This window comes from Rhizobium sp. Leaf371, assembly GCF_001424045.1.
In the GTDB taxonomy this organism is placed as follows: Bacteria; Pseudomonadota; Alphaproteobacteria; order Rhizobiales; family Rhizobiaceae; genus Ferranicluibacter.
Map to the genome: position 1 here is coordinate 13,317 of NZ_LMQB01000028.1, position 25,125 is coordinate 38,441.

The 25,125-nt window shown below is 61.8% G+C and carries 18 protein-coding genes; 5 read left to right on the top strand and 13 right to left on the bottom strand.

Annotated features, from left to right (window positions below):
- The first annotated feature begins 30 nt into the window (after nucleotides 1–30).
- Nucleotides 31–1,551, top strand: a complete 1,521-nt coding sequence (locus ASG39_RS20195) for an ATPase domain-containing protein (protein WP_062596763.1) — start codon at nucleotides 31–33, stop codon at nucleotides 1,549–1,551.
- A 4-nt stretch (nucleotides 1,552–1,555) separates the two neighbouring features.
- On the top strand, nucleotides 1,556–3,598 hold the full coding sequence (locus ASG39_RS20200) for a hybrid sensor histidine kinase/response regulator (RefSeq protein WP_162242462.1): 2,043 nt from the start codon (nucleotides 1,556–1,558) through the stop codon (nucleotides 3,596–3,598).
- Nucleotides 3,599–3,615: 17 nt separating this feature from the next.
- On the opposite strand, the gene ASG39_RS20205 is transcribed toward ASG39_RS20200, so the two are convergent.
- The 5 genes from ASG39_RS20205 to ASG39_RS20225 all read right to left on the bottom strand — a co-directional run bounded on the left by ASG39_RS20205 (nucleotide 3,616) and on the right by ASG39_RS20225 (nucleotide 10,072).
- Nucleotides 3,616–4,074, bottom strand: a complete 459-nt coding sequence (locus ASG39_RS20205; protein WP_062596765.1) for a RidA family protein — start codon at nucleotides 4,072–4,074, stop codon at nucleotides 3,616–3,618.
- A 16-nt stretch (nucleotides 4,075–4,090) separates the two neighbouring features.
- Complete coding sequence (locus ASG39_RS20210) at nucleotides 4,091–4,546, bottom strand: Lrp/AsnC family transcriptional regulator (RefSeq protein ID WP_062596766.1); 456 nt, start codon at nucleotides 4,544–4,546, stop codon at nucleotides 4,091–4,093.
- A gap of 148 nt (nucleotides 4,547–4,694) precedes the next feature.
- Complete coding sequence (locus ASG39_RS20215) at nucleotides 4,695–7,877, bottom strand: multidrug efflux RND transporter permease subunit (RefSeq protein ID WP_062596767.1); 3,183 nt, start codon at nucleotides 7,875–7,877, stop codon at nucleotides 4,695–4,697.
- Nucleotides 7,878–8,038: 161 nt separating this feature from the next.
- Nucleotides 8,039–9,226 carry an efflux RND transporter periplasmic adaptor subunit gene (locus ASG39_RS20220; protein WP_062596768.1) on the bottom strand — a complete coding sequence of 396 codons (1,188 nt, stop codon included), beginning with the start codon at nucleotides 9,224–9,226 and terminating at the stop codon, nucleotides 8,039–8,041.
- 30 nt (nucleotides 9,227–9,256) lie between these two features.
- Nucleotides 9,257–10,072, bottom strand: a complete 816-nt coding sequence (locus tag ASG39_RS20225) for an alpha/beta hydrolase (protein ID WP_062597038.1) — start codon at nucleotides 10,070–10,072, stop codon at nucleotides 9,257–9,259.
- A gap of 142 nt (nucleotides 10,073–10,214) precedes the next feature.
- On the opposite strand from ASG39_RS20225, the gene ASG39_RS20230 reads away from it, so the two are divergent.
- Complete coding sequence (locus tag ASG39_RS20230; protein WP_062596769.1) at nucleotides 10,215–11,126, top strand: LysR family transcriptional regulator; 912 nt, start codon at nucleotides 10,215–10,217, stop codon at nucleotides 11,124–11,126.
- A 47-nt stretch (nucleotides 11,127–11,173) separates the two neighbouring features.
- Here the strand turns inward: ASG39_RS20230 and repC are convergent, their stop codons facing one another.
- The 3 genes from repC to repA all read right to left on the bottom strand — a co-directional run bounded on the left by repC (nucleotide 11,174) and on the right by repA (nucleotide 14,883).
- Nucleotides 11,174–12,391, bottom strand: a complete 1,218-nt coding sequence (repC, locus tag ASG39_RS20235; protein ID WP_062596770.1) for a plasmid replication protein RepC — start codon at nucleotides 12,389–12,391, stop codon at nucleotides 11,174–11,176.
- Between the two features lie 225 nt (nucleotides 12,392–12,616).
- Nucleotides 12,617–13,663: a plasmid partitioning protein RepB gene (gene repB / locus ASG39_RS20240; RefSeq protein WP_062596771.1), complete on the bottom strand. Its 1,047-nt coding sequence runs from the start codon at nucleotides 13,661–13,663 to the stop codon at nucleotides 12,617–12,619.
- Nucleotides 13,660–14,883, bottom strand: a complete 1,224-nt coding sequence (repA, locus tag ASG39_RS20245) for a plasmid partitioning protein RepA (protein ID WP_062596772.1) — start codon at nucleotides 14,881–14,883, stop codon at nucleotides 13,660–13,662. Before repA ends, repB begins: the two co-directional genes overlap by 4 nt.
- Nucleotides 14,884–15,274: 391 nt before the next feature.
- Between repA and ASG39_RS20250 the strand changes: the two genes are divergently transcribed.
- The gene (locus ASG39_RS20250) at nucleotides 15,275–17,152 is read left to right on the top strand and encodes a PAS domain-containing protein (RefSeq protein ID WP_062596773.1); all 1,878 of its coding nucleotides are present in this window, start codon (nucleotides 15,275–15,277) and stop codon (nucleotides 17,150–17,152) included.
- Between the two features lie 64 nt (nucleotides 17,153–17,216).
- On the opposite strand, the gene ASG39_RS20255 is transcribed toward ASG39_RS20250, so the two are convergent.
- On the bottom strand, nucleotides 17,217–18,110 hold the full coding sequence (locus tag ASG39_RS20255) for a hypothetical protein (protein WP_062596774.1): 894 nt from the start codon (nucleotides 18,108–18,110) through the stop codon (nucleotides 17,217–17,219).
- Nucleotides 18,111–18,353: 243 nt separating this feature from the next.
- Between ASG39_RS20255 and ASG39_RS20260 the strand changes: the two genes are divergently transcribed.
- Nucleotides 18,354–18,728, top strand: coding sequence for a cytochrome c family protein (locus tag ASG39_RS20260; protein ID WP_062596775.1), 375 nt, complete (start codon nucleotides 18,354–18,356; stop codon nucleotides 18,726–18,728).
- Between the two features lie 30 nt (nucleotides 18,729–18,758).
- Here the strand turns inward: ASG39_RS20260 and ASG39_RS20265 are convergent, their stop codons facing one another.
- From ASG39_RS20265 to ugpC, 4 genes are all read right to left on the bottom strand, one after another.
- A complete protein-coding gene (locus ASG39_RS20265; RefSeq protein ID WP_082477393.1) occupies nucleotides 18,759–21,974 on the bottom strand; it encodes an efflux RND transporter permease subunit in 3,216 nt (1,071 codons plus the stop codon).
- A 96-nt stretch (nucleotides 21,975–22,070) separates the two neighbouring features.
- Nucleotides 22,071–23,219 carry an efflux RND transporter periplasmic adaptor subunit gene (locus tag ASG39_RS20270; RefSeq protein WP_062596776.1) on the bottom strand — a complete coding sequence of 383 codons (1,149 nt, stop codon included), beginning with the start codon at nucleotides 23,217–23,219 and terminating at the stop codon, nucleotides 22,071–22,073.
- A gap of 80 nt (nucleotides 23,220–23,299) precedes the next feature.
- A complete protein-coding gene (locus tag ASG39_RS20275) occupies nucleotides 23,300–23,899 on the bottom strand; it encodes a TetR family transcriptional regulator (protein ID WP_062596777.1) in 600 nt (199 codons plus the stop codon).
- 125 nt (nucleotides 23,900–24,024) lie between these two features.
- On the bottom strand, nucleotides 24,025–25,041 hold the full coding sequence (gene ugpC, locus ASG39_RS20280) for a sn-glycerol-3-phosphate ABC transporter ATP-binding protein UgpC (protein WP_062597040.1): 1,017 nt from the start codon (nucleotides 25,039–25,041) through the stop codon (nucleotides 24,025–24,027).
- Nucleotides 25,042–25,125: the final 84 nt, after the last annotated feature.

A 25,125-nucleotide genomic window follows, 5' to 3' on the forward strand; every position in this document is an offset into this window, starting at 1 on the left:
CAGACGCGCCGGCGAGGAACGGAAGAGACGATGACAACTGACCTGGCTTCGACGGCGATGACCGGCGTGAAAGGCCTCGATGACGTGCTGGCCGGCGGCTTGTCGCGGCGGCACGTGTTTCTGCTGGAGGGATCTCCCGGCACCGGTAAGACGACGGTTTCCCTGCAATTCCTGCTGGAAGGTGCGGCCCGCGGCGAGCGCTGCCTCTACATCACGCTTTCCGAAACGGAAGACGAACTGCGCAGCAGTGCTGAGTCTCACGGCATGGAAATCGGCGAGGCGATCACGATCTTCGAACTTGTCCCGCCGGAAAGCCTGCTGGACGCCGAGCAGCAGCAGAGCCTGCTGTATTCGTCCGATCTCGAACTCGGGGAAACCACCAAGCTGATCTTCGAAGCGTTCGAGCGCGTGCGCCCGAGCCGCGTCGTCATCGACAGCCTATCGGAGATCCGCCTTCTGGCGCAGAGTTCGCTGCGCTACCGGCGCCAGATCCTCGCGCTCAAGCATTATTTCTCAAAATCCGGCGCGACCGTTCTTCTCCTGGACGATCTCACCGCCGATACGCTCGACAAGACGGTGCACAGCGTCGTTCATGGCGTCATCCACCTTGAGGAACTGTCGCCGAACTACGGTGCCGAGCGGCGTCGGCTGCGCGTCATCAAGTATCGCGGCAGAGCCTATCGCGGCGGGTATCACGACTACATCATCGAGACCGGCGGTGTCGTGGTCTTTCCGCGTCTTCGCGCGACGGAACACCGGACGGACTTCGAGCGGACGGTGCTCAGCAGCGGCATTCCTGCCCTCGACGGCCTTCTCGGCGGCGGCATCTCCCGCGGATCGAGCACGCTCCTGATCGGGCCGGCCGGCACCGGCAAGAGCCTATTCGGTCTGCAGTTCGTGGACGCCGCCGTCAAGCGGGGCGAAACCGCGGCCATCTTCGTCTTCGATGAGGAGCTTGGGCTGCTGTTTGCCCGTATACGAAGCATGGGCATCGACCTGGAGGCAATGCGCGACGCCGGCAAACTGTATATCGAGCAGTTGGATGCCGCCGAACTCTCTCCCGGCGAATTCGCCCAGCGTGTCCGCGAGAGTGTGACGCGCTTCAACGCCAAAACGGTGCTGATCGACAGCGTCAACGGCTATCAGGCTGCGATGCCGGAGGAAAACGCCCTCATCCTTCATATCCACGAGCTGCTGCAGTATCTCAACCGGCAGGGCGCGAACACCTACCTGACGGTTGCCCAGCATGGTCTGGTCGGCGACATGAAGTCACCCGTCGATGTCACGTACCTCGCCGATACGGTCATTCTGCTGCGGTATTTCGAGGCGATGGGGAAAGTGCGGCGCGCCGTCTCCGTGATCAAGAAGCGGACGGGGCGCCACGAGGACACGATCCGCGAATACCGTATCGGAGCGGATGGCCTGAGCCTCGGCGAGCCGCTGGCCGGCTTCCAGGGGGTGCTTCGCGGCGTGCCGGTCCTGACCACAGGGGCCCAGGCCCTGATGCCGCCCCTGATGCCGCTTGCCGATGGGAGTGGCGACAATTTCTGATCGCATGGCGACCGTTCTCGTTCTCGCGCCCGCCGGGCGCGATGCCCAGATTGCGGCATCCCTGCTTGCCGAAGCCGGGATGGCGTGCGTGTCCGCAGACAGCATGGTCCAGTTCGTCGAAGGGCTCAGCGAAGACGTCGCCTTCGGGGTCATCACCGAGGAGGCGCTGCGCTCCACAGATCTCAAGGCGCTGTCCGGCTGGATCTCGGCACAGCCAAGCTGGTCGGATCTGCCCTTCATCGTGCTGACCCAGCGTGGCGGCGGGCCCGAGCGCAATCCGGCGGCTGCACGGCTCTCGGAAGTGCTCGGCAATGTCAGCTTCATCGAGCGGCCGTTTCACGCGACGACCTTCATCAGCGTCGCGCGCACGGCCATGCGCGGACGACGCCGGCAGTTCGATGCGCGGCTGCGCATGCAGGCGCTCGATGATGGCGAGCGGCGGCTGGCAACGGCACTCGAGGCCGGAAGGCTCGGCGCCTGGGAGCTCGATCTTGCCACGCAAACGCTGACCACGTCCGTTACCTGTCGATCGATCTTCGGGCGCGAGGCGGCGGAGACGCTAAGCTATGACGACCTGATCTCCACCATTCACCCGGAAGATCGCGAGCGAATGATCGCCGCGGTGGGGCACACGCTCGAGACCGGGCAGGATTATTCGATCGAGTACAAGGTCATCTGGCCGGATGGCTCGCTGCACTGGGCCGAAATCCGGGCGCAGGTCTATCGGGATGGGCTCGGCCGGCCGGCAAAGCTCGTCGGCGTATCCGCCGACATCACCGAGCGGCGGCGACTGGAGGAACAGCAGCGACAGATCAACGAGACTCTGGAAGAGCGCGTGACGAAACGGACGGCCGAGCTTGAGGAAGCCCATGCCGCTGTCATGAGCGAGGTGGCGCAGCGCGAGAAAGCCGAGGAACAACTGCGCCAGGCGCTGAAGATGGAGGCGATCGGGCAGCTGACCGGCGGTGTGGCGCATGATTTCAACAATCTGCTGATGGCCGTGCTCGGTAACCTCGAACTTCTGCGAAAGCATGTCGACGGCGACGCGAAGGCGGTTCGCCTGATCGACGGCGCCGTGCAGGGTGCACGCCGCGGCGCATCGTTGACCCAGCGCCTGCTTGCCTTCGCCCGACGGCAGGATCTGCAGGTCGGGCCGGTGGATCTCCAGAAGCTGGTGGCCGAAATGGAGGATCTGCTGCGCCGCTCGGTCGGCTCGGCCATCACCCTGCAGAGCGAGATTGCGGACGATCTGCCGCCCGCCGAGGCCGACAGCAATCAGCTGGAACTTGCCCTTCTCAACCTTGTCGTCAACGCGCGCGACGCGATGCCCAACGGCGGTACGATCACCATTCGCCTCGACATGGAAGACCGCCCCACCGCCACGGACGTGCTCTCGGCCGGTCGCTATCTCGTGCTCTCGGTGACCGACACCGGCATCGGCATGGACCCGGAAACGCTACGGAAGGCGATCGATCCGTTCTTCTCGACCAAGGAGCTTGGCAAGGGCACCGGTCTCGGTCTGTCGATGATCCATGGCCTTGCCATCCAGCTTAAAGGCGCGCTGCACCTGTCGAGTCGTCCGGGACAGGGCACGACAGCCATCCTGCGCGTTCCCGTCGCAAAGCCGAGCGAGATCGGCGAAAAGGCGGCACCACCGGAGGTTCTGCCCGTCGGAAAGTCCGAGCGATCGGCGTCGCTGCGCATCCTGATGGTCGATGACGATGCCCTGATCGCGATGAGCACCGTGGATATGCTGGAGGATCTCGGCCACAGCGTGGTCGAAGCCAATTCCGGACGGCAGGCTCTCGGCATTCTGGAAGGCGGCGATGCCTTCGATCTGATGATCACCGACTTCTCGATGCCGGGCATGAACGGGGCGGAGCTTGCCCGCAAGGGGCTGGCCCTGCGGCCGGATCTCAAGATCCTGATTGCAACCGGCTATGCCGAGTTGCCGGCGGGAACGGAGCTGAACATTCCAAGGCTCGGCAAGCCCTATTCGCAGGACCAGCTGGCAACCGAGATCGCAAGGATCGTCTGCCAGACCTGACGCTGACGTTTCACCGGTTAGCGCTTGATGCGCAGGATCGTCTCGATTTCCACCGTCATCCCGTTGGGAAGCGATCCCATGCCGATGGCGGATCGGGCGTGGCGACCGTCTTCGCCCATCACCTCGATCAACAGGTCCGAAAAACCGTTGATGACGAACGGATGCTCGGTGAAGTCGGGAACGGCATTGACCATGCCGAACACCTTGATCACCTCGACCGCGTCGAGGTCCCCCACCGCATGCTGTACCGTCGAGAGAACCTGCAGCGCGACGAGCCGGGCGTGGCTGCGGGCCTCCTCGAGGGAGACATCGCGTCCGACCTTTCCGGTGTGCCAACCTCCGCCGGCGCGTGCCGCGCCCTGCCCTGCCAGATACAGCATGTCACCCGCTCTCTTAGCCGGCACATAATTCCCGCCCGGCGCCAGCGGAGCCGGCAGCACCAACCCCAATTCCTCCAGCCGTCGGTAGCAGCTCATCGCACCCCTCCCCTTCTCAAACGCTGCTCAAGAGCAGGCTCGTCTCGCTGTTTGCGACGCCCTCGATCATCCGGACCTCGCGAAGAACGCGGTCGAAATCGGACAAGGTGGCCGAGCGCATGTTCGCCACCAGATCCCAGTTGCCGTTGGTCGTGTGGAGCGCGTAAATCTCCGGAATGCCGCGCAGGCGACGGATCACCTGCGTCGTCGATTTGCCCACGACCTCGATCATCATGACTGCATGGATGGTCTGCGCATCGAAATCCTCGCGCATGCGCACGGTAAAGCCGAGCAGGGTTCCGGTCTCCAGAAGCCGGTCCAACCGATTCTGAACGGTGCCACGGGCGACACCCAGTGCGTCCGACAGTTTGGACAACGATGCCCGGCCATCGACCCGGAGATGGGCGATGATACGCCGGTCGAGATCGTCAGGCACATAAGTCGCAAGCGCCGCGTTCTTGGAATATTTCACAGGATGCTATTCCATCTGCCCGGAAGATTGACGGATTAAACACCCTTTCTCGCATTTTGTCACCCAACGTCTACGCCAATACAAAACGCCGCCGGACCTCAGGGCTCGGCGGCGCGTCTATGTGCGGGAGATACCCTCGGTGTTTTGTTTACTCCGCCGGCAGAAGATGCGCGTCATGCGCCTCCGCAGAGCTTTTCAGCGGCCGGTTTCCGGCGAGTTTCCGCACCAGCACGTAGAAGACCGGCGTCATGAAGATACCGAAGACGGTGACGCCGACCATGCCGGAGAACACGGCAATACCCATGGCAGCGCGCATTTCGGCCCCTGCCCCCGTGGAGATGACCAGCGGCACCACGCCCATGATGAAGGCCATCGAGGTCATCAGAATGGGACGCAGCCGCAGCCGGCTCGCCTCGACGGCCGCCTGAACGGGCGTTCGCCCTTCGAACTCCAGCTCCCGCGCGAACTCGACGATCAGGATCGCGTTCTTCGCCGACAGGCCGACAAGGACAACGAGACCGATCTGGGTAAAGATGTTGTTGTCCCCACCGGTCAGCCACACACCGGTAAGGGCAGCGAGCACGCCCATCGGCACGATCATGATGATGGCGACGGGGAGCGTCAGGCTCTCATACTGGGCTGCAAGCACGAGATAGACGAGCAGCAGAGCGAGCGGAAAGACGAGGAAACCGGAACTTCCTGCAAGAATCTGCTGATAGGTAAGATCGGTCCATTCGAAGTCGATGCCGGAGGGCAGCGTTTCCCCTGCGATCTGCTCGATTGCCGCCTGCGCCTGGCCGGAGGAGAACCCCGGTGCCGGTGCGCCATTGACGTCGGCCGCCAGGAAGCCGTTGTAGCGGGTCGTCCGCTCCGGCCCGGTGGTGGCCTCGACCTTGAGGAGGGCCGACAGCGGGATCATCTGGCCCGTCTGCGAGCGAACCTTCAGCTGCCCGATATCCTCGGGTTTGGCCCGATACTTCGCATCCGCCTGCACCCGCACGCTGTATGTGCGGCCGAAGGCATTGAAATCATTGACATACAGTGAACCCAGATAAATCTGCAGCGCATCGAAGACATCGGTGACAGACACGCCGAGCTGTTCGGCCTTCGTCCGGTCGAGATCTGCGAAGAGTTGGGGGACGTTGATCTGGAAGCTCGAGAAGATGCCCGCGAGTTCCGGCGTCTGGTAGGCCTTGGCGATGAAGGCCTTGGTCGCTTCATCCAGCGCCTGATAGCCGAAGCCGGCGCGATCCTCGATCTGCAGCTTGAAGCCACCCGTGGAGCCGAGACCATTGACCGGCGGCGGCGGGAACATGGCGATGAAGGCGTCCTGGATGCCCGCATATTTCTGGTTCAGCTGCATGGCGATGGCGCCGCCCGAAAGCTCCGGTGTCGTTCGGTTCTCGAAGTCGTCGAGAATGGCAAAAACGATGCCCGCATTCGAGCCGATCGTGAAACCGTTGATCGACAGCCCGGGAAAGGCGATCGCGTTCTTCACGCCGGGCTGCTTCAGGGCGATATCGCTCATCTTCTTGATCACACTTTCGGTCCGATCGAGCGTTGCGCCATCGGGAAGCTGAGCAAAACCAATCAGATACTGCTTATCCTGCGCCGGCACGAAGCCGCCGGGGACCGCGTTGAACATGCCGTAGGTCGCGCCCGCCAGGGCGAGATAGATCACCATGACGACGCTCTTGCGTGAGAGAAGTCCACCGATGCTGCGGCCATAGCCGTTGGACGCCGCCCCGAAGGCCCGGTTGAAGCCGCGGAAGAACCAGCCGAACGCCTTGTCCATCGCGATCGTCAGAATGTCTTTCTTTGCGTGATGCCCTTTGAGCAGCAAGGCGGCCAGAGCCGGGGAAAGGGTCAGCGAGTTGATGGCCGAGATGACGGTAGAGATCGCAATGGTAAGCGCGAACTGACGGTAAAACTGCCCGGAAAGCCCGGTGATGAAGGCCAGAGGTACGAAGACCGCCACCAGAACCAGCGCAATCGCGATGATCGGACCGGACACTTCCTGCATCGCGCGATAGGTCGCTTCCCGTGGTGCAAGGCCGTTCTCGATGTTGCGCTCCACATTTTCCACGACGACGATCGCGTCGTCCACCACGATGCCGATGGCGAGCACGAGACCGAACAGGGTCAACGCATTGACCGAGAAGCCGAAGACATACATGACCGCGAACGTCCCGATGATCGAGACGGGAACCGCGATCAGCGGAATGATCGAGGCGCGCCAGGTCTGCAGGAACAGGATGACCACGACGACCACGAGGGCAATTGCTTCGAGCAGCGTATCGATGACCTTTTCGATGGAGGCGCGGACGAATTCCGTGGTGTCGTAGACGATCTCGAAACGGATGCCTTCCGGCATGGCTTTCGACAGTTCCGCCATCGTTGCGCGGACATCGTCGGATATGGCGATGGCGTTGGAGCCTGGTGATTGGAAAACGGGCACGGCGACGGCCGGCTCGCCGTCCAGGAGGGAGCGCAGCGTATAATCGGCAGCGCCCATCTCGATCCGGGCGACGTCCCGTAGCCGGGTTATCTCGCCACTGGCGCCGCTCTTGACGATGATGTTGCCGAACTGTTCCGGCGTTTGCAAACGGCCTTGCGCGTTGACGGAGAGCTGCAGATCGACGCCGGGCAGCGTTGGCGACGCCCCGATGATCCCGGCGGCAGCCTGAACGTTTTGCTGGCGAATGGCTGTGGTGATATCGCTCGCCGCCAGTCCGTATTCGGCGGCCTTCTGAGGGTCGATCCAGACGCGCATGGAGTAGTCGCCGGCACCGAATACCTGCACCTGCCCCACGCCTTCGATGCGTGCCAGGCGGTCCTTGATGTTGAGAACGGCGTAATTGCGAAGATAGGTGAGGTCGTAGCGTCCGCCCGCGGAGACGAGGTTGACGACCATCATCAGGTCGGGCGAACTCTTCACCGTCGTGACGCCCAGCGCCCGCACCTCCGCCGGGAGTCGCGGTTCTGCCTGCGACACACGGTTCTGCACGAGTTGCTGTGCCTTATCGGGGTCGGTCCCCAGCTTGAACGTCACCGTCAGCGTCAGAACGCCGTCGGCCGTCGCCTGGCTCGACATGTAGAGCATGTCTTCGACGCCGTTGATCGACTCTTCAAGCGGCGTGGCCACCGTTTCTGCGATGACTTTTGGATTGGCACCGGGATAGGTGCCGCGCACGACGATGGATGGCGGAACGACGTCCGGATATTCGGAGATCGGTAGCGCACGCATGCCGATCAGGCCCGCGACGACGATGAGAACCGACAGAACGCCGGCAAACACCGGTCTGTCGATAAAAAACCTTGAGATATTCATGTCATAACCCCTCTCCGGGAATGATCAGAAGACGAACGGCCCTGCTCGCGGCCTGACGGCCGCAAGGTCGGGTAAACGGTGAAACGTGGTTTCGGGTGAGGCCGATGCCGTGGGCGGACGTGCCGGGTTCAGCCGTCTCCACGCAGGCTTCAGGAAGTGATTTACTGCTGCGCGACCTTCGCCTCGCTCTGCGGATCGACCAACGCGCCGGGGCGGATGCGCTGCAATCCGTTCACGACGATACGATCGCCAGCGCTCAGACCCTTTTCGACGATCCGCTGACCGTCGACCGCACTTCCAAGCTCGATCTGGCGATAGGCGATCGTGTTTTGTGGATCGACGACGAAGACGAATTTCTTATCCTGATCCGTTCCAACGGCCTTCTCGCTGATCATCAGATGGTTTTCAGGCGCAGGATCTCCCATGCGGATACGAACGAACTGCCCCGGAAGCAGGCGCCCGCCCGGATTGCCGAAGACGGCGCGAACTCGGACCGTACCACTCTGCGCATTGACCTCATTGTCGATCCACTGAAGCTGGCCGCTGATCGCAGCCCCCTCCCCTTCCCCGGTTGCCAATTCGACGGGAATCCGTGACAGGTTCGGGGATGCGGATGCGTCGTCACCCAACTGGGCGAGCGTCCGTCCGACGAGATCCTCGTTGACATCGAAGCTTGCATAGATCGGATCGACGGATACCAGCGTCGTCAGAACCGGCGAGCCGGAGCCCGCCGCGACGAGATTGCCTTCCGTGATTTCGCGGCGACCGACGCGGCCGGAGATGGGCGCGCGAACGTCGGTATAGCCGAGCTCCAGTTGGGCGACGTGCAGCGAGGCCTTTGCCGACTGGACGGCAGCGAGCGCTTCGGCTTTGGCGCTGCTGCGCTGCGCGAGCTCGCTATCGGAGAGCACGTTCTTGGATGTTAGCCGTTCGCCGCGCTCCAGCTCCGAGCTTGCGTAGGAAAGCCGAGCCTGCGCAGAGGCAACCTGCCCCTCCGCCTGCGCCACGGCCGCCTTGTAGGGCTCAGGATCGATCCTCACGAGAAGATCGCCCGCTTTGACCAGTGCGCCCTCGCGAAACTCGACGGACTGTATCGCCCCAGCGACACGCGGGCGGATCTGAACGCGGCCGACCGCCTCAAGACGACCGGAAAACGTCTGCCAGGTCGCGACATTTCGTGTTTCCACTGTCGCGACGGTGACGGGAATTGCCTGTGGCGCCGCCGCTACCGCCGGTTCTGCAGCCACGGCACCTTCGGTCCGCTCGAAGTAAAACGCTGCCCCCGCAACGGACGCAGCAATGCCCAGGCCGGCGCCCATCAGGGCCCAGCGACTTGTTTTTGCTGTCATAATCAACTCCTTGGCTCTGATAGAGCCTCTTCAGACTGTTGCTGGATCTCCCGACCGCAGCTCATCGACAAAGGCCGAGAATCCGGCGCCTACCGCCTCGATCCATGGACCCGTGTATTCCCTGTAAATTCCCGTCCACCCTAGGCTGACGGGGAGAATTCTTTCTCGAACGCGGACGCCAGCGTTTCGAAGCCGACCCGCATAGGACAGCACCTCATCGCGCAGGGGATCGTCCTCCGACGTCACGAGAAGAGCCGGAGCGACCCCCATCAGACGTGAACACTCGCAAGGCGCCGCATAGGGATGCTGGCCACCGCAGACGGCCCGCATATAGTGCCTCCACCCATCCGCCCACCGTTCTCGCAGGGTGACCTCTGCTTCCCGCATCGAGATCGACGTCATGCGTGGATCGATCAACGGCGAGAAGAGGATTTGGCCTGTGAGCCGGCCTGGAAAGCGATCCCGCGCCTTCAGCGCAACACCGGCCGCGATATTGCCTCCCGCCTCCTCGCCCACCACGAAGAGCTGTGATTTCGCGGTTCCCCCCAGCATCTTGCGATGCTCGTCAATGTAGCTGAGCGCCGAACAGGCATGGTCGAGGACCTGGGGAAAACAGAAATCGGACATTTCCCCATAGGCAGCTTCCACGACGACAGCGCCGGTATCGGCAATCGCCCGCGCAACAGGCCGCTCCCGATCCGAACGATCGCTTTCGAGGAACGCGCCGCCGTGAAGGTAGAGAACCAGAGGACGTGGCTTGCGCAGCGTCTCGCTCTCGTACATGCGCACGCTCAGACCTGGACCGGGGTCCGTCGAAATTGCGATTGTCTGCCAGGCGCTTGTCATATCGATCGTCCGCTTCCCACGGCCATCTTGCCCATCGGTCTGTTTATCTAGTATTGTTCCATTCATCCGCACAAGTGTCCCCAATCGGGTATCAATGTTCCGAATTTCCGAACAATAATGTGCATGGTAGGAAACCGAAGCGATGGACCAACTCTCCGCAATGCGCGTGTTCGTGCGTGTCGTCGAAACCGGCAATTTTACAAGAGCGGCAACCACATTGGGCATGCCGAAGACGACGGTGACGAACTTCGTCCAGAGCTTGGAGGCGCGGTTGCGCACCACGCTTCTCAATCGCACCACCCGCCGGGTCATCGTCACAACAGACGGAGCGCTTTACTATGAGCGCGCCGTCCAGATCCTTTCGGAACTCGATGAACTCGACAGCAGTCTTAGCAACTCCCAATCCCAGCCGAGTGGGAGGCTGCGGGTGGAGATGGCCGGCGCCTTTGCCGACCTCGTCGTGATCCCTGCCCTCTGCGACTTCTACCAGCGCTATCCCCAGATCAAGCTCGACATTGGCGTTGGCGACAGGCTCGTCGATTATGTCGTCGAAAACGTGGACTGCGCCCTTCGTGGTGGCACGCCCGGTGACCAATCCTTGATCGCCCGTAAGGTCGGCGAGATGACGATGAAGCTCTGCGCCGCTCCCTTCTACATCGAGAAGTTCGGGGAGCCTCAAGAGCCCGAAGATCTCATGCGAGACCATGTTGCCGTCGGCTATCTCGTTGCGCAATCCGGTCGCGTGATGGATCTTGAGCTGCAAAATAGCGAGCGCTCCGTCGAGATCACGCCGAACTACGTTCTCTCCGTGAACGATGCGCGCTCCTACGTCAACGCGGCAATCGGTGGTCTGGGCGTGGCTGTCGCGCCCGGCTTCATGGTCGAGGACGCTTTGGCCTCCGGCACCTTGAAGCCCGTTCTTCCCGGATGGACCGCGAAGGCTCTTCCCCTCTATGTCGTCTATCCGCAACGCCGGCATTTGAGCAATAAGGTTCGGGTTTTCGTCGATTGGCTCGCCAAGCTCATGCAAACCTTGCCAGCTGACAGGGTTTAACGGGAGCCCCGGTTGCCCCACCGCGAAATGCACCGACCTCTTGCAAATCAAAGATGCGGCTCCGCCGTTCGCGCCGTCTTCCGCGATTTTACGACTCCCATCAACATTTGCGACGATGAAAACTTCCCGACCTTCGCCTGTTGCGTCAAATGACGAAGGTATCCGCCAGGCGAACGGATCGTCTCGCTCCGTTCGAGAATGCAGCTAATCGCCACAGCGGCGGGAACGGCGCCCATCGTAGCGCAGGCGGCCTCGTAGGCAGACGGGCTGATCCCGAACATTCGGCCGACGACATTTGCGGCGGACGTCAAGTCTCGCCAATCTCGAATTTCACAGCGCGCAGCGTAGTTCGATATCGACGGACATGTCGCAAGCACGAGGGTCAGCGAATTTTGCAGCGTCGGTGTATCGCTCGTTGCTGGGTGCTCTGGTTTCTCGTCGTTGGTTTTCATGTGAGATGACCGTTCAGAATCAAGAAAAGATTCGGATTCTGATATCTGTATGTGCCGCTCATTTTGGCAGGGATTGCCGCTCGGTTTTTGCGTATTCTTCCATGCTTCCAAGGCTTTGAGGATCAGATCCCGCAAATCACGAAGCTTGCTGTAGGCGGCGGAGATTCGGCAGACGGTAGCGTTACGAGGAATGCTGTCGATAATCTCTCGAAACATCGCGTAGTGCTCGTCCCAGCTGCCGGCCGCCCCTTCCGCCGTCGCCATTGCAATGAGCTTTGCAACATCGCGCCGGCAAATGGTGAGGCTCTCCCGAATTTCCTGCAGTCGAAGCCGGTCGGCGACAACTTCGCGTGCAAGGGTCTCGATTTCCGACGAGCGGGAGAGCAGCGGTGCAAGGGAGAAGCCGAAAGCTTCCCTTAGATCGCCATTCTGGTGCCGGCGGCTGTAGCGCTTGCCGTTCGCGCTGTCTTTGCGGGCGATCAGGCCGGCATCGACGAGCAGGGCGAGGTGGCGTCGAATGGTCTGTTCCGCCATGCCATTGGCGCGCAGGGACAGTTGCTGGTTCGACGGAAAGACGACGAGTCCTGTTTCTGCGGATATCTCCGTCTTTGGATAGAAGGAGAGGAGAGCATTCAGCAGCGCAAGCGTACGGTCGGAGATGCCAAGGCGGCTCCTTGCTTCACAGAGTGCGCGGTAGAGCTTCCATTTATCGACCGAATGCGAAAGATCACTGCGTGCCGTGCTCTGTCCCGTGAGCATGGCACGCGTCATCGGCCGCCGCCCAAAGGGCGTCGTCACAAGATAAGTGTCCATTTTCGTTGCCTCCAAGCGTAGGGCAAACGATTCCGGTCACCAAAGCGGCGTTCTCACGTTGACAAGTGATTCGAAGGGAGCTATTCGTTTCTCTGCTACAAGACAACAAAGGCTCTCAGGTGGTTCGCCGCTTGGGGGCCTTTCGTTTAACCGATACTGCATCCTTTCCTAGTTATCGTTTTGCCAGCCCCTAAAACGGGTCAACCCTGTCACGTGACAGGGTTTTTAAGCGTCCTCGTCGTCCCGGCGCTCGAACTTCTCGACCAAGCGCGGCATTTCAGCCTGCAGGAAAGCCGAGAACGCAGCGCCTTTCGGGCCCGCATGGACAATACGCAATTCTTTCGCAGAAATTTTAACCCGGGCGATATCCTGTCCGCTCGGATCTCTCAGCGAGAGAACATTGTTGCTTCCGTCATCCGAGATGGTCGCGGGAGCCTTTAAAGCGGCCAATGCGAGGCGGAAGCGTTCGTCCGAACTCATGGTCGACGTGCCATCCGCACGCAGGCGCTTCTGAAGAAGGACGGACCCGCCATCGGATGCGGAAAAAAGCTTGGCGAAATCGCCCCACCGTGGGCGCCCGACCTTCGGTGCTCGACCGATCAGCTCGATGATGTCGAGCGGCACTGCACGGTAAACCCCGCGCATGCGGGCAAGCTCTGCATCATCGATCGCAAGTGCCGCCTTGATGTCGCGCGGCTTGATCTGAGCGTCGTCCATCCGCGCCGTAAACAGGGCGCGTTCGATCCAGGTCAGGTCCTGTCGCGCGGCGTTCTCAATCCCTTGCGAGACGACGAGGTCACGATCCGACATCTCGACGACGAGCGCACGCACTGGAATCCCGAGCTCCTTAGCCGCCTTAAGACGGCGATGGCCATAGATGACCTGATACCGCCCGGCGCGCTCGGGATGTGGTCGAACTTGGATCGGAATGCGCTGACCTTCGGCCTCGAAGGTCGCTCTGAAGGCTGCAAAATCCGCATCATTGTCGTCGGCTAGGCGATCGGGATAGGGGGAGGGATCGATGAGCGAGGCATCGAGTTCCAGGCTTGCCCCGGTGCCGGATTCAACCAGGGCTTTCAGCCTGTCCCGCTCGTCGCGAAGCTCTCCGATCGAGCGTTGAGCGGCACCGATCACACCCGCGCCGACGCGCGGAAGGGCAGGGCCTGACTGCGGGCTCGCGGCAGGATTCTGCTCGACAGGTTGCGGATCGGCGTCCACCGCAGCAGACAGCAGCCCGAAATTCGCAATGATCGACTTCTTCGTCTTGCTCATGTCCTGCCCCAGCTTTGCCGGACAAGATCGAGAATGCTCTCATTGACGGCGTCCATCGCTTCGCGCGCGCGGCGATGCGTATCGCGTCCGACCTGACCGATCTCAAGTTCGTACAGGCTGCGCTTCGCGAGCCCGGCGGCTTCGACGGCAGTACTCTCGACCGCCGTCGCGAGGAGAACATCGGAACCGAAAAGGTGCCGCAGCATGGCAACGACCTGCGACTGTGGCTGATCGTTCGGATCATGACGCGTGATCAGATATCGGAAGAAATCCTGGCTCAATTCGGCACCATTTTCGTTCAGCACCTGGATCAGGTCTCCCATCATCAGCAGGAACTGGCTCATCGACGCGACATCGAGCATCGCGGGATGGACCGTCACGATCATTCCGGTCGCTGCGTAAATCGCACCAAGCGTCAGAAAGCCGAGGGAAGGGGGCGTGTCGAGAACGACGACGTCGTAATCCGCCTCCACTTCCAGCAGCGCCATCTTCAGCCGCTCGAAGAAAATGCCGCCGGCACTGCCACCGCGCTGTGCAAGCACGCGCGGCGTGTCATGCTCATATTCCATGACCTCGAGATTGCCGGGGATCAGATCGATGCCGTCGAAATATGTCTTGCGGATAATGTCACGGATCGGACGGCGCTGATCGTCGTAGCGCAGGGCGGCGTAGATCGTTTCATTCGGACCGACGTCGACCTCTGGCTGGGCGCCGAACATTGCCGAAAGCGAGGCCTGCGGATCGAGATCGATGGCAAGGACCCGATAACCATGCAGAGCGAGGAAATGCGCGAGATGCACACTTGTCGTGGTCTTCGCACTCCCGCCTTTGAAGTTCGATATTGCGAGGACCTGGAGATGCTCGCCATCATGTCGATGTGGCAGGAAGCGTTGGGCTTCCGATGGCTTTTGCTCCGCGAAGAAGCTCCGTAACTCATTGATCTGATTGAGCGTATAGGCGCGATGGTTGTTCTCGAGACGGCTTGGAACTGGCCCACGTCCCTCGATGGACAGAAGCTTCAACGTCGAATCGGGGATGGATGTCAGCTTTGAGACCTCGTTTGTCAGAAAGAAACGCAGGTTCTTTTCGGCTTTCGGCGGGTACATGCGGGCGCGCAACTGCTGTAGCTGGTTGGACAGCATTCCGGCATGCCGCATGATTTTGGCAGCGGCATCCTCTTGCCCGGCGGTTTCGCGCCGCACGTCATCTCTTAGCGCCATTTGTCCCTCTTGTCGGCCAGCATGCGTTTTAGCGGCCATTCGTCGCCAAGCTACGCCATGATTCTCGTGCGGCGTCCAGTGAAATAGCAAATGGACGTCGCATGCCGGCTAACGAAGATTAGTGAGAGCGGGACCGAAAATAAAACAAAAGCATAGGGTTAATGAATAATGAATCCAAGAGGAGCAGTTCCGCGATCCTGCCTAGTGGATACGGTTTAGGACCGAAATGCGCGGCAGACCATGAGAAAACGTCTCGTCGGAGAGAATCGTCATTATTGACCATCTGCCGCTCTCGCGACGAATCCAGGCAGCTTTCGGCCCATTTCGTGGTAGCTAACATACAGTGGGCGCGCTTTGGAGCAACGATCCGGCGCGCCTACTGTATGTAAAAATGGACTTGACGCTTATGAACCCCGCCGCCTCTTCCCCCGCCGTTCTGCGCATGAATGCAGAACTCGCCGCCGCAGATCCACGCCTTGTTCAAAATGCCGATCTTCTCGCCGCCGTTCTTGCAGGCTGTGGAGATTGCATCAAGATCCTCGATCTGGACGGCCACCTCCAGTTCATGAGCGATGGCGGCAAGCAGGTCATGGAAGTCGATGATTTCAATGTGATACGGGGGTGCCCGTGGCCGGATTTCTGGGCTGGCAAAGGCAATGACGTCGCGAAGGCGGCGATCGCTTCGGCAAAGCAGGATGTTCCCTCCCGATTTTCCGGATCGGCCGTCACCCTGAAGGGCAGCGCAAGATACTGGGACGTTCAGGTTCTGCCCATAGCCGGGGCCGACGGTGTGCCGACCCACCTCCTGTCGATCTCGAGAGACATCACCGAAACGCGTCTGGCGCGAGAAGAGGCCAATCATCTGTCGGCCGAGCTTCACGAAGCCGCGATACGCGAAGCCGACGGCATGCGCCGTCTTTTCGAAAGCGCGCCGAGTTTTCTCTGCACGCTGGAGGGGCCGCATCACGTCGTGAAGATCGTCAACGGCGCCTTCTCGCGCCTGATCGGCCCGCGCGCGTCGGTTGGGCGATTGTTCCGCTCCGTCTTGCCTGAACTGGAAGACCAGCAGGTTCTCAAACTGTTCGATCGCGTCTACGCGACGGGCGAAGCTTTGACAGGCCGCGGCGAGCTGATCCGTTTGAAGCGCTTCGAGGGTGACGCCGAAGAGGATTTCTACCTGAACTTCGTCATCCAACCGATCCGCGATCTACAGGGCCGGATCACGGGTCTGTTCATCGAGGGGCACGATGTCACGGATCTGAAGCGCGCCGAACTGGCGCTTCGCCAACGTGAGCTGCAGCTGCAATTGGCGCTCTCCTCTGCCGAAATGGGCGTCTGGGAAGCCGTGATCGTCGATGGCCGGGTCGTCGCGACGTCCGAGGATGCACGCGCATCCTTTCTTCTCGGGCGGCAGTCCGCGGAGCGGCCATCGTTCGAGACATTCGTCGCCCATGTCCATCCGGATGATCGACCGTCTCTCGATCGCTCCGTCGAAAAGGCTCTGGATCCCTTGGGGGAGGGCCATCTCGATGTCGAGTATCGGGTCCTTTCCGGCGAAGATCGTCCGGAACGCTGGATTCACGCGCGCGCACAGGTCGTGGCCGAGGGGCAGACCACGCGCCTCATCGGCACCGTGCGTGATATCACGGCGATCAAGGACGCGGAGAGCCAATACACCCTCCTGAATGGCGAGCTTCAGCATCGGATCAAGAACACGCTGGCGATGGTCAGTGCGATCGCGTCGCAGACCCTGAAAGGCGAGGCCATTCTGGAGCAGCGCGACACCTTTAATGCGCGTCTGCACACGCTCGCACACGCGCACGACCTTCTGATGGGGGAGGCGCAGGAAAAGGGCAGCATTCGCGAAGTCATCGAAACCGCTCTGGCACCGCATCGCGCGGCTGCGGCACAGTTCGATGTTTCCGGTCCGGATCTGTCACTCTCGCCCAAGCAGACGCTTTCGCTGGCCCTGGCGATGCATGAGCTGGCGACCAATGCCGCAAAGTATGGCGCCCTGTCCACACCGAACGGCCAAGTCCTCGTCCGTTGGGAGCAAGCCATGAGCGGATCGGATGCGCCGGGCTTCGCGTTGCGCTGGGACGAGCAGGGTGGACCGACCGTCGTTCAGCCGACCCGGTCCGGTTTCGGCTCGCGGCTGATCACCCGCGTTCTCGCCGCGGATTTCAAGGGCGACGTCAAGCTGGACTACACACCGGGTGGGCTGATCTGCACGCTGGTTTCGCAATTTCCGGTCGATGCCGGACCGTGAAGCTCACGAAAAAGCCGCCCGTCTTTCGACGGGCGGCCGCACAGGTGGCTTTCTTTAGCCGGCTTTAGGCGCGGACGTCGTCCAGATCTCGCTTGGTGCCGGCAACGCCGCCGAACCAGGCGGCGATGGCGCCGAGAACCAGAGCGACGAAGCCGAGGATGGCGCCGGTCGAGACGGCAGCGGTTGCTGTCTGTGCAGCTTCGATGGCCTTCTGCTTGGCAGCTTCCATATTCTGGCGATAGGTCTGCTCGTACTGCTGAACCTGGGTGCGGGCCTGATCGACCGGGATATTCTGGGCGCGGGCAAGAGCTTCGGCAGCACGCGTACGGGCTTCTTCGGCGCTTGCTTCGTCACCGGTGACGACAGCCTGGATCGCAGACACGGCGGCGTTCTGGAGGGCCTGCGGATCATTGCCCGTGGTGTTGCGGATCTGCTGCTCGATGCCGGCCATCGGGTTGGTAACATCGGACAGTGCCGGCGCTGCTGTCGTTGCAGCGGTGGCGGCCGTGCGACCGACACCACCGACGACGCTCGACAGGCCGTTAAACGCGCCGCCGACGATTGCGCCGACGGAGGTCGTCAGCAGATAGAGGACGACGAGAGCTGTGACGGCCCAGGCGGTGACGCCATGATAGCCGCCGGTCGACTTGCTGGGGCGGCCCGAAAGGCGGCTTGCAACGTAACCGCCGATGAACGATGCAATGATGCCGGAGACGACGAACCAAGCACCACCAGCCATGGAAAACGTGCTGGCCTGAGGATTGTCGTATTGTGCGGGATCGATGACCGCAGCGCCGATGCCGACCCCGAGGAGATTGAGAAGAAACTGCACGGCGAGCGCCAGCGCGACGCCGGCGAAAATGGAACCCCAGGACACTTTGTGCAAGGACGCAGTTACTGAAGGCACGCTACCGTAGACGGTTTCGGTCGGACGATAGGAAGAGGCTGGGATTGTCATGTTGTTCGGGTCCTTTAGAGCGTATCGCAAACGTGCGAGCGGTCAGAGAACGCGAGATTTGGTAAGAAGTTCCAGACATTAGAAAAACATAAAGAGATTGTGCACTTTTGACAAAACCGGCACCGTCGAGCGCTTGTGACACTGCGGATTTGCCTTCAAACCCTCTGGCTCGGCCGTCTTGATGGCATCGCGCAACCGTCTATATTTCGATCAGACCGAAACCGAAGCTTGAGGAGTGAACGCATGCGTGCCGTCCGGATCTCCATCATGCTCGCGGCTCTTCTCCCGGTTCCCTTCGCCTCCGCCGAAGACATCGAGCACGGCCGGCGGGTTTTCCAGACATGCGCGTCCTGTCATGTACCGGATGCGGAGACCAACAAATACGGTCCCTATCTCAAGGGCGTCTTGGGCCGGAAAGCCGGTATGGTGCCGGACTTCCGCTATTCGCAGGCAATGACGGACGCGGGCAATGCCGGCCTTGTCTGGGATGACGAGGCGCTTGCAGCTTTTCTCTACAGCCCGAAAAAGAAGGTTCCGGGCACGAGCATGCGTTTTTGGGGCCTGTGGAGCGAGGCCGAGATCCGGGATGTCATCGCCTATCTGAAGACGTTTCCCTGAAGACAGCGGCGAGCACGAGCGCTCGCAGCCTCACTCCGCCGCAAGCGCGGGCACCTCCCTGTTGTCGTCCGTCTGGTTTTCGGGCTCCCGTTCCTGCCTGGCCTGTTTCGGCTCGCGGCCAAAGAACAGGGCATAGGCCGCCGGCAGCACGAAGATGGTGAGGACGGTCGCGACCAGGATACCGCCCATCATGGCGTAGGCGAGGGGCCCCCAGAAGACGCCGCGCGAGATCGGTATCAGTGCGAGAACGGCGGTCAGTGCGGTCAGCATGATCGGGCGGAACCGCAGCACGGCGCCGCCGATGATCGCGTCCATGCGGTTCATGCCCGCCGCAATATCCTGATCGATCTGGTCGATGAGGATGATCGAGTTGCGGATGATGATCCCCAGCAGGGCGATGACGCCGAGAATGGCGACGAAGCCGAAGGGGGCGCCGCTGATCAGCAGGGCCGCGCTCGCTCCGATGATGCCGAGCGGACCGGTGGCGAGCACCAGCATCGCCTTTCCGAAGTGCTGCAGCTGGATCATCAGCAGGATGACGATGATCATGAGCATGATCGGCGCTTTCGCCGCGATCGAGGCCTGGCTTGTCGCGGCATCCTCGGCACCGCCCTGGATTTCCACCTTGTAGCCGGGTGCAAGACCGTCGCGCAGATCCTGCATGCCGGCATACATCTGGGTGACCACATCGTTCGGCTGCACGCCGTCGGGCAGGGTGGCGCGAACGGAGATCGTGGGCAGCCGGTCGCGCCGCCAGACGACGCCCTGCTCCAGAACCGGCACCACCTTGGCGATCTGGGAGAGGGGGATGAAGCCGCCGAAATCGGTCGGGATATAGACGGAGTTCACCGCCGACAGCAGCTTGCGGTTCTCGTCCGGCTCGCGCGCGACGATCGACACCGTCTCCTCGCCGTCTCGGAAATCCCCAAGGGGTGCTCCGTTGGTCGTGGTCTGAAGCATCTGGCGAATGCGCTGCGAGGTGACGCCGAGCGCGCGGGCGCGATCCTGATCGACGATCAGACGCATGGCCGGCACGGGCTCCAGCCAGTCGTCATGGACGGCGCCCAGCATCGGATTGCCCTGGAAGCGCTTCTTCACCTCGTCCGCAATGCGGCGGACCTCGGCGCGATCGGTGCCGCTGACGCGCATCTGCACGGGCCATCCGGTCGGCGGACCGAGGAAGAGGCGGTCCACCTTGGAACGGATCGACGGGAAGTCCTTCGCAAGCATGTCGCGCAGCTTCAGGATCAGTCTTTCGCGGGCCGGCTCGTCGTTTGCCATGACGAGAAGCTGGGCGAAGTTCGGGTTGCGCAGCTGCTGGTCGAGCGGAAGGAAGAAGCGTGGCGCGCCTTCGCCGATATAGCTTGCCACGAAACGCTTGTCCGGATCATCCATGATGCGGGCTTCAAGCGCCTTGGTCTGGGCCTCGACCTCCTTGATGCTCGTGCCCTCGGGAAGCCAGAGATCGACCATGATCTCGGGACGCGACGATTGCGGGAAGAAGTTCTGCGGGATGAACTGAAACGCCCAAAGGCTGGTCACGAAGGTGCCGAGCGTCAGAGCAATGACGATCAGGCGGTGGCGCACGCTCCAGGCGACGGTAGCGCGCAGACGGCGGTAGAAGCGCGTGTCGAAGACATCATGATGCCCGCCGGCATGCTTGCGTTGCTTCAGGATCATATGGCCGAGCCATGGGGTGAAATAGACCGCCACGAACCAGGAGACCACAAGTGCGATGCCGACGACGTAGAACAGGGAGCGGACGTACTCGCCGGCCGTCGAGGCGGCAAAACCGACCGGAATGAAACCCGCGATCGTGATCAGCGTGCCGGTCAGCATGGGGAAGGCCGTCGAGGAATAGGCAAAGCTCGCCGCTTCGATCTTGACGAGCCCTTCGTCCAGCTTGCGCTCCATCAACTCGACGACGATCATGGCGTCATCGACCAGGAGGCCGAGTGCAATGATGAGGGCGCCCAGCGAAATGCGCTGCAGGTCGATGCCGATTTCATACATGATGGCGAAAGTGGCGGCGAGCACGAGCGGGATCGCGATCGCGATCACCAGTCCCGAGCGCCAGCCGATCGACAGGAACGACACGACAAGCACGATGATGAGCGCTTCTGCGAGCGCCTTCATGAACTCGCCGACGGCTTCGGTCACCACCTCCGGCTGGTTGGAGATCTGCTCGATGTCCACGCCATAGGGCAGCGCGTCTTCGAAACGTGCATAGGTCGCTTCAATCGCCTTGCCGACATCGATGACGTTGAAACCCTTGGCCATGACCACGCCGATCTGGACGCTGTCCTGCCCGTTGACCCGGTATTTTCTGGAAAAGGGATCTTCGAGCCCGGATGACACCGCGGCGATATCGCCCAGTCGCGTGATCTGGTTACCGGAGCGCAGACGCAGGTTCTTGATATCCTCGACCTTTCGAACGTCGCCTTCGACGGAGATGCGCACGGAGCGGTCGCCGGTATCCACATTGCCGGCAGGGTCGATCGCGTTCTGCCCGGCGAGCGTATCTCTGAGGTCGTTCAGCGTCAGCCCGCGCTCGGCAAGCGCCTTCGACGAGACGTCGATGAAGATCTTCTCCGGCTGGTCGCCGATGATCACGGCTTTCTCGACGCCGGGCGTGGCGAGAAGCATGTCGCGCGCCCTGATCGCGTAGGTCTTCAGTTCGGGATAGCTGTAGCCGTTGCCCGTCAGGGCATGAAGCGTCACGAAAGTATCGCCGAATTCGTCGTTGAAGAAGGGGCCGATGATGCCCGAGGGAAGCTCGGAGCGGATGTCGCCGACCTTCTTGCGAACCTGATAGAAGGCATCGGCGACCTGTTGGGCGTCCGTGTCGCCCTTCACCTGCAGCGTGATGATCGTGCTTCCGGCGCGGCTGTAAGAGCGGACGAAGTCGAGATGCGGGGTCTCCTGGAGCTTGCGCTCGATCTTGTTGACCACCTGATCCTGCATGTCCTCGATGGAGGCGCCGGGCCAGAGCGCCTGGATGACCATGACGCGGAAGGTGAAATCCGGGTCTTCCTTCTGGCCCATGTTCATCAGTCCGAACACGCCGGACAGGATGATCAGGCCGAACAGAAACCGCGCGATGCTCGGATGGCCGATCGCCCAGCGCGAGAGATTGAAACGGTGACGTGCGTCGGTGCTGGACGACGGCTGCGCGCCGTCATTCCCAAGGCCGGCTTCCCTTGGCAAGGCATTCTTCGGACCGGAAAGGGGACCTTGAGGTTTCATGGCGTCGTTCCGTTTCGTTTGCCGGCGCGTAGGAGGCGGCGTGGCCGGGCGCTGCGGCAAGGGTTCAATGGGGTCGGTTCGGTGTCCGGGAAGCGATCAGCGGGCGGCTGGGGCCGGTCCCGCAACGCTTGCCTGATGCGGCAGGGCGTCGTTCGGCAGTTTGACCTTGAGGTCTTCGCGCATGAACTGTGTGCCGGCCGTCACCACGATATCCCCGGGCTTCAGGCCATCGGCGATGGTGACCGCCACGCCGCTGAAATCGGCAACGGTCACCGGGCGCGCATGCACCGTTTCCTTTGCCGCATCGACCAGCCAGACGAGCGTCGTGTCGCCGTCCTTGGCAAGTGCGCTCAAGGGGATGGAGGCGAGGGCAGGGCCGTTCTCCTGTCGAGCAGAGACGGATGCGGTCATGCCCAGGCGAACACGCTCGTTTTCCGGCAGGCTGACGCGGACGGCAAAGGTGCGGGATTGCGCATCGGCGCTGCCGGCGATCTCGCGGACCTTGCCCGGCAGGGTCAGGCCGACGCTCGACCAGAGCGTGACATCGACGGCCTTGCCCGGCGTAAAGGCAAAGATATCCGTTTCCGGCACCGCGATCAGCACCTCCTTCTGGCCATCGGCCGCAACGGTAAGAACCGGCGTCCCCGCCGCGACCACCTGTCCGACCTCGGCACTGACGGCGGTGACGATGCCATCCCGATCGGCGGGCAGGGAACCGTAGGCGACCTGGTTTCGGGCCTGATCGAGCGACGAGTGGGCGGAGTCGCGTGTGGAAACAGCCTGATTATAGGCCAGTTGCGCCTGTTCGAGCTGTGATTTCGAGGAGACCTGGGACGCAAACAATTCTTCCGCCCGCTTGCGGGAGAGCTCTGCCGTCTCGACCTGCCGTTCGGCGGCAGACAGATTGGCCTCGGCCGCGCGAACCGACAGGGCGGTGTCCGTGGTGTCGAGCCGGGCGAGGATCTCGCCCTTCTTCACGGGGTCGCCGACATCGACGAGGCGCTCCGTCACCTTGCCGGCAACCCGGAAGCCGAGGGCCGTCTCCGTGCGCGCCCGGACCGAGCCCGAATAATCCAGCGTGCGGACCGTCTGGTCCTGCGCCACCGTGATGACGCGAACCGGCCGGATGACGTCCGGTTTGACCTCCGCCTTTTCTTCGGAGCATCCTGCAAGGGCCAATCCCGATGCGACCACAAGAGCGAAAGCGGTTGCATGGCGGAATGCTGCGGCGAATGGTTTCGACATGGCCATAATCCTTGTGCGTGTGGGCCGAGCGGTTGGGAGCCCCGCGCCAGCCTGATCGTGAGCGTGGTCTTGAAAGCGGGTCATGCCTTCAGCGCCTGGATCGCGAAATCGACCAGATCGTGCGGCTGAGCGCGATTTTCCTTGGCGGCGGATTGAGCGGCCATCTGCGGATGACAGAGCATGACGGTTGCGGCGCTGAAACACTTCGCCGCGACATGCGGATCCTGCTTGCGGAATTCGCCGGAGGCGATCCCCTCGGCGATGATCCGCGCCGTCAGGTCGTTGACGCGATCGATGTGGCGTTCGATGACATGCCACTCCCGCTCGATGGCGACGACGACCATCTCATGGACTTTCTCCTCGTCCATCATCGTTTCCATCGTCAGATTGTGTTGTTCCAGCGTGTAGCGGCGCAGGCGCTCGCTGGCACTCAGCGGCAAGGCTGCGATCCTCTGCGCCAGATCATAGCTCGCGCCCAGCATGCGGCTGCAGAGCGCCTGATGGATTTCCACCTTCGATGCGAAGAAGCGGTAGATATTGGCTGTGGACATGCCGAGCTCGCGGGCGATGTCGGCAACATTCGTCTTGCCATAGCCGTAATGTCGGAAGAGCTTCTCCGCGGTATCGAGAATGCGCATGACAGTGTCCTGCCGCGCTGCCTCCATCGTTTCCGTGTTCATGTAACCACTACCTTGCGACTGACGAATTCTGTATTTCGTCAGTCGTAAGACAAAATTCGCCCATCGTCAATCCGTCTGCGGATTGACGATGGGCGTTTGCTGCAGAGCTACGACCTGAGGTTCGGCTAAAGTGCGATGCCCTGGTCGTCGAAGCGATACAGGAATTCTTCGTTGGGTTTCACGGTGACGCTCTGCCCGACAGGCAGGACCAGGCCGCCATGGGTGCGAATTTGCAGGCGCGGAGCGCCATCGACATCCACGACCAGATAGGTGTCGCTGCCGAGATACTCCGCCGAAACGACACGGCCTTGCCATCCTCCACCGTCGTTTGCGGTACCGGTCGAGGCCTGCACGTCGAAGTGTTCCGGGCGCACGCCGATGGTCGCGGCGCGGTATCGGTCGGCCAACGGACCCGTCATCAGGTTCATCTGCGGTGACCCGATGAAGGTTGCCACGAAAATATTGGCGGGCTTGCGATAGAGATCGAGCGGGTGGCCGATCTGCTCGACCTTGCCGCCGTTCATCACCACGATCTTGTCGGCCATGGTCATGGCTTCGACCTGATCATGCGTGACATAGACCGTCGTCGTCGCAAGTCTCTGTTGAAGCTCGCGAATTTCTCCCCGCATCTGCACCCGCAACTTCGCGTCGAGATTGGACAGCGGCTCGTCGAACAGGAAGACTTTGGGTGCGCGAACGATCGCGCGGCCCATGGCGACACGCTGGCGCTGGCCGCCGGAAAGCGCCACCGGCTTTCTGTCGAGATAGCGGGTAAGATCGAGGATTTCGGCCGCCGACGCCACGCGCTTGCCAATCTCGTCCTTGGCAAGGCCCGCGAGCCGCAGAGCGAAGCCCATGTTGGATTCGACCGTCATGTGCGGATAGAGCGCGTAGTTCTGGAAGACCATGGCGATGTCGCGGTCGCGCGGTGCAAGGTCGTTGACGCGTGTCCCCTCGATCCGGATGTCACCCGACGTGATCGCCTCCAGCCCGGCGATTGCACGCAGCAGCGTGGATTTGCCACAGCCGGACGGACCGACCAGCGCGAGGAATTCGCCGTCCTCTGCCGTCACGGAAATTCCGTACAGCACTTCCAAGACCCCATAGGACTTTCGGATTTCCTCAAGTTCCAAACGCGCCATCATCATCCCTCCCGACACGGTGCCCGACACAGTGCTTGACACAAAACAAAAGTGATTTAATCTAATTTCCACGGCCTGGGAAGA

Bases quoted from the DNA above. Each gene is read 5' to 3' on its own strand.
- ASG39_RS20195 (WP_062596763.1), top strand. From the start codon at position 31: ATGACAACTGACCTGGCTTCGACGGCGATGACCGGCGTGAAAGGCCTC.
- ASG39_RS20200 (WP_162242462.1), top strand. From the start codon at position 1,556: ATGGCGACCGTTCTCGTTCTCGCGCCCGCCGGGCGCGATGCCCAGATT.
- ASG39_RS20205 (WP_062596765.1), bottom strand. From the start codon at position 4,074: ATGAGCTGCTACCGACGGCTGGAGGAATTGGGGTTGGTGCTGCCGGCT.
- ASG39_RS20215 (WP_062596767.1), bottom strand. From the start codon at position 7,877: ATGAATATCTCAAGGTTTTTTATCGACAGACCGGTGTTTGCCGGCGTT.
- ASG39_RS20220 (WP_062596768.1), bottom strand. From the start codon at position 9,226: ATGACAGCAAAAACAAGTCGCTGGGCCCTGATGGGCGCCGGCCTGGGC.
- ASG39_RS20225 (WP_062597038.1), bottom strand. From the start codon at position 10,072: ATGACAAGCGCCTGGCAGACAATCGCAATTTCGACGGACCCCGGTCCA.
- ASG39_RS20230 (WP_062596769.1), top strand. From the start codon at position 10,215: ATGGACCAACTCTCCGCAATGCGCGTGTTCGTGCGTGTCGTCGAAACC.
- repC (WP_062596770.1), bottom strand. From the start codon at position 12,391: ATGGACACTTATCTTGTGACGACGCCCTTTGGGCGGCGGCCGATGACG.
- repB (WP_062596771.1), bottom strand. From the start codon at position 13,663: ATGAGCAAGACGAAGAAGTCGATCATTGCGAATTTCGGGCTGCTGTCT.
- repA (WP_062596772.1), bottom strand. From the start codon at position 14,883: ATGGCGCTAAGAGATGACGTGCGGCGCGAAACCGCCGGGCAAGAGGAT.
- ASG39_RS20250 (WP_062596773.1), top strand. From the start codon at position 15,275: ATGGACTTGACGCTTATGAACCCCGCCGCCTCTTCCCCCGCCGTTCTG.
- ASG39_RS20255 (WP_062596774.1), bottom strand. From the start codon at position 18,110: ATGACAATCCCAGCCTCTTCCTATCGTCCGACCGAAACCGTCTACGGT.
- ASG39_RS20260 (WP_062596775.1), top strand. From the start codon at position 18,354: ATGCGTGCCGTCCGGATCTCCATCATGCTCGCGGCTCTTCTCCCGGTT.
- ASG39_RS20265 (WP_082477393.1), bottom strand. From the start codon at position 21,974: ATGAAACCTCAAGGTCCCCTTTCCGGTCCGAAGAATGCCTTGCCAAGG.
- ASG39_RS20270 (WP_062596776.1), bottom strand. From the start codon at position 23,219: ATGTCGAAACCATTCGCCGCAGCATTCCGCCATGCAACCGCTTTCGCT.
- ASG39_RS20275 (WP_062596777.1), bottom strand. From the start codon at position 23,899: ATGAACACGGAAACGATGGAGGCAGCGCGGCAGGACACTGTCATGCGC.
- ugpC (WP_062597040.1), bottom strand. From the start codon at position 25,041: ATGGCGCGTTTGGAACTTGAGGAAATCCGAAAGTCCTATGGGGTCTTG.